The sequence below is a fragment of the Streptomyces sp. NPDC001156 genome (assembly GCF_053598275.1).
Window position 1 is genome coordinate 1 of sequence record NZ_JBSFJX010000405.1, and the last position, 3539, is coordinate 3539.

Below are 3539 nucleotides of genomic sequence, written 5' to 3' on the forward strand. Positions count from 1 at the left end.
CCCCGCCCACGTATCCGCGGAGTGCTCCAGGCCCTCGGCACACCGGCGTTTGAGATCCCTCGAGGCCAGCGACCCCAGATGCGCGCCGACCAGACATAACACCGTGTCATCGTCCGGCGTGAGGCCCTTGATGCGAGTGCGGATCGCCACGCCCAACGGGCCGACGGCCACGAAGGGGACAGCGATCGTGCGCAGCGACTCACCACGCATCGATGCACCCCCTCCCCAGCACGTGATCAGCAACAGGAAGAACGGTACCGGCCGGCACTGACATTCAGAGCCCGCCATGCGCCGTGCGCGCGCTGCAACACCACGAACAAGTACACGCTCGTGCACACTCACACACTCCTGCACATCCGAAACCGAACAGCTCCCCAACCCCTGGTGGCTGGTCGCCCGCCATGAGATCGTCCGCAGGTGATTGACGCCGCTGGTGGAGAAACAACCTCAGGACGACCCGACGACCGCACCGCGTCCGCCCTGCGGTTCGCAACGGAACTCGTCGCGTGGGCGGCCACCCCCTGGGCCCTGGCCGAGCACTCATGGTGGCTTGCCGCCCTGTCCGTGGTGGTCCTGATCGGTCTTCCGACCTTCTTGTCCACCCCGGAGGACAAGACCAACGTGATCATCGCAGTGCCGGGATGGGTCACGATCCTACTGGTGCTGCTCCAGCTAGCCGCCGCCGTGATCTCCTCCTGGTTCGCCTGGCCTGCTTGGGCGGCGGTGCCCGTGACCGTACTGGCCGTCGCGACCATCGTCACGGAGCGTCGGCGCTGGAGTTGGCTGCTCTCCGCGAACCAACTCGCCAGCTGAAGCGCTCAGCGCGCCTCACCACATCTGTGCCACCCCCACCAACGACAGCTACGCGTCGGCGGGGCTTTTGATTACCAACTGGCGGTACGCCGACGGCAACTACCAAAACACCGTCAACAACACGTTCTACCCGGCCTCCGGTCAGACGGTGTGCAGCTACAGCGGCGGATTTGGCGCCAGCTCCTACTCGCAGCTGGTGGGTCAGCTCGGCGTCTCCAGCCCCTTCTGATACCGGGAGCAGCTACGCCCAAGCTCCGAAATTTTGTGACGGCCCGTCGGGTTCTCCGGCGGGCCGCTGCCGCTTTTCCAGCCGAGGTCGGCCGCAGCGTGGGGTCGCCGGTGCCGCTGGATCCGGCGAGGTAGCGCGGGCTGACGTGGTACTCGCACCACCGCTTGTCGTTCGGGTCGAAGACACCTGTCGACGAGTTGGCCCGCGTTCGAAGCGGGCTCCGGCGCTGACTGACCACCCGTCCGCCCCGGGGCCGCGGGCCGCCCCTCCTGGGCGCCCCGCGGCGGAAGGAGATCCAGTTGTTCCTGGTCACATCCGACCCCGGCCGGTGGGGGCGGTCTGCACGGCGGCCACGGATGCCCTGACGTCGTGGCGGGGTGTCGGAGCCTGTTCAGCCGGGCGTGCCAATGCTGCGCTGCCCTCGGACGTCTGGGGCGCCGGGGCAGCACGGGGTGCTGGCAGGCCTGTCGGCGCTGGCGTGCGGGGGTCGGTCTTGGGCGCGACAGGGTGGCCGTTCGCTGAGACGATCTACCCGACGGTGGACCATGGCCGGATCAACCTGGTGGAGGCCGGGCATCCCACATATAGGGTTCTGGGCCGTTTCTTACCCTGCTCGATGAAGGGCGTCCTTAGGATGAGCACGCTCTTTTGGAAAACATGCGGGCCGATCGAGACTCCTCGATGTCCCGCGAGACCTGTTGATACGTCCCTTCCGCGGGGCCAGACCAGGACACGCATCGTGCAGACCACCCGTGCCAGGGCCCGGCACCGCTCCGAGAGATCCGACCGCGAGTCCGGGCCGCTCTGCTCGCGCCCCCTGCTGTGGACGGGCTGGGCGACGAGCCGGGCCTTCCTGCTGCTCGCGCTGGCCGGGGTCATCCCGCTGACCAAGGTCGCCGTGCTCAGCGACGTCTCGCAGATCTACCACGGCTGGTACGAGGTCTTCCGGGCCGGGCACTACCCGGTCGGGGACGTCACCTGGCAGTACCCGCCGCTGACCGCCCTGGTGATCGTCGCGCCCGGCCTGCTGCCGCTCGGCTACGCGCACGCCTTCATCCTGCTGGCGGTGGCCTGCGACATGCTGGCCCTGGGCCTGCTGATCCGCGCCGACCGGCGCCGCGGGCGACGGCTGGTCGCGAGTTGGTACTGGGTAATGGGCATCGCACTGCTGGGGCCGACGGTCTTCGCCCGCTACGACATCATGGTGACCGTGGTCGCGATCGCCGCCCTGCTGGTGATCGTCCGGCGGCCGGTCCTGGGCGGGGCGCTGGCCGGGATCGGGGTGCTGCTCAAGGTCTGGCCCGGCCTGCTGCTGCTCGGCGCGCCGCGCGGACGCCGCGGCCTGCGCGCCTGGCTCTCCACGAGCGGTACGGTGGCGCTGCTCTCGCTGGCCGCGGAGGCGACTCTGCCCGGCGCCTTCTCCTTCCTGAACGAGCAGCAGCAGCGCGGCGTCGAGATCGAGTCGCTCGGCGGCACCGTCTTCCAGATCGGCCGCCGCTTCGGCTGGCACGGCACCGTCTCCTACCACTACGGATCGATGGAGTTCCTGGGCCCCTGGGTGAGCCAGGTGGCCACCGCGTCCCTGGTGCTGAGCGCCGTGGCGGGCCTGTGGCTGCTGGTGTGGCGGCTGCGCGCCCGGCACTTCGGGCCGGCCGCCACCGCCGACGCCGCGCTCACCGCTACCCTGCTGTTCGTGACAACCAGCAGGGTGATCAGTCCTCAGTACCTCATCTGGCTGATCGGACTGGCCGCCGTCTGCCTCTGCGCCCGCGGCACCGCCCAGCGACCGGTCGCCCTCCTGGTGCTGCCAGTCGCCGCGTTGACCGTGCTGGAGTTCCCGCTCGGCTTCGACTCCGTGGTGGGCGGCCGACCGCTGGGCGTCTGCGTGCTGGCCGCCCGCAACGTGCTGCTGCTGGCCGCAACACTGCTCGCCTGCGCCCGGCTGTGGCGCTCCACCTCGCTGGTGCCGCTGGAGGCGGAGCCCGAGGAGCCCGCAGGGCCGCGGCTGCGACCGGACGTCCCGGATCCCCGTTCCGCACACGCCATACCGAACGCGGATAGCTGCTCGACGGAGCCGACCACAACGGCCGCTGGTACCCCTACGACCACGTACCAGCCACCCCTCCCTTGACACCACGCTGACCACGCTGGACGACCCCCGACACGCCTTCTGGGACTGACACCACCGTTCCTAGTCAGTGAGCAGGAGTGAGTCTTGTACCCAATCCTGGTCAACTGGCGCATCCCGAAAGGTTGTGGATGCACTGGTCTCCTGTGTTCACGCCGCGTCCGGCGACACGGATCGTGTCCGTGGTCCGGGGAAGCGGGGAGCGCTCGTGTGAGCGGGGCCCGGTGACGGCGCCTGTCGCGCGGTTCCCGGCGCGATCAGGTAATCAGGAACGTTGAACCCTCCCTCCGCTGAAGCAGGGGGATTCCTGGCTCAGGCTGCCTGCGGGCCCAGCGGACCTACGGGTCTTACACCCTCAACACCAGCCGG

Annotated in this window: 3 protein-coding genes and 1 pseudogene; 3 read left to right on the forward strand and 1 reads right to left on the reverse strand. The window is 69.3% G+C overall.

Annotated elements, in window-relative coordinates; genetic code table 11:
* A pseudogene (locus tag ACWDA7_RS51315) lies at nucleotides 1-210 on the reverse strand (IS200/IS605 family accessory protein TnpB-related protein); the annotation flags it as partial.
* Nucleotides 211-417: 207 nt separating this feature from the next.
* Between ACWDA7_RS51315 and ACWDA7_RS51320 the strand changes: the two are divergent.
* The 3 genes from ACWDA7_RS51320 (at nucleotide 418) to ACWDA7_RS51330 (ending at nucleotide 3173) form a co-directional block, all read left to right on the forward strand.
* Nucleotides 418-813 (forward strand): hypothetical protein, encoded by a 396-nt coding sequence (locus ACWDA7_RS51320; RefSeq protein ID WP_450614917.1) that lies wholly within the window; start codon nucleotides 418-420, stop codon nucleotides 811-813.
* A gap of 67 nt (nucleotides 814-880) precedes the next feature.
* Nucleotides 881-1042 (forward strand): hypothetical protein, encoded by a 162-nt coding sequence (locus ACWDA7_RS51325; RefSeq protein ID WP_450614919.1) that lies wholly within the window; start codon nucleotides 881-883, stop codon nucleotides 1040-1042.
* Nucleotides 1043-1781: 739 nt separating this feature from the next.
* Nucleotides 1782-3173, forward strand: coding sequence for a glycosyltransferase 87 family protein (locus tag ACWDA7_RS51330; protein ID WP_450614921.1), 1392 nt, complete (start codon nucleotides 1782-1784; stop codon nucleotides 3171-3173).
* The last annotated feature ends 366 nt before the right edge of the window (nucleotides 3174-3539 follow it).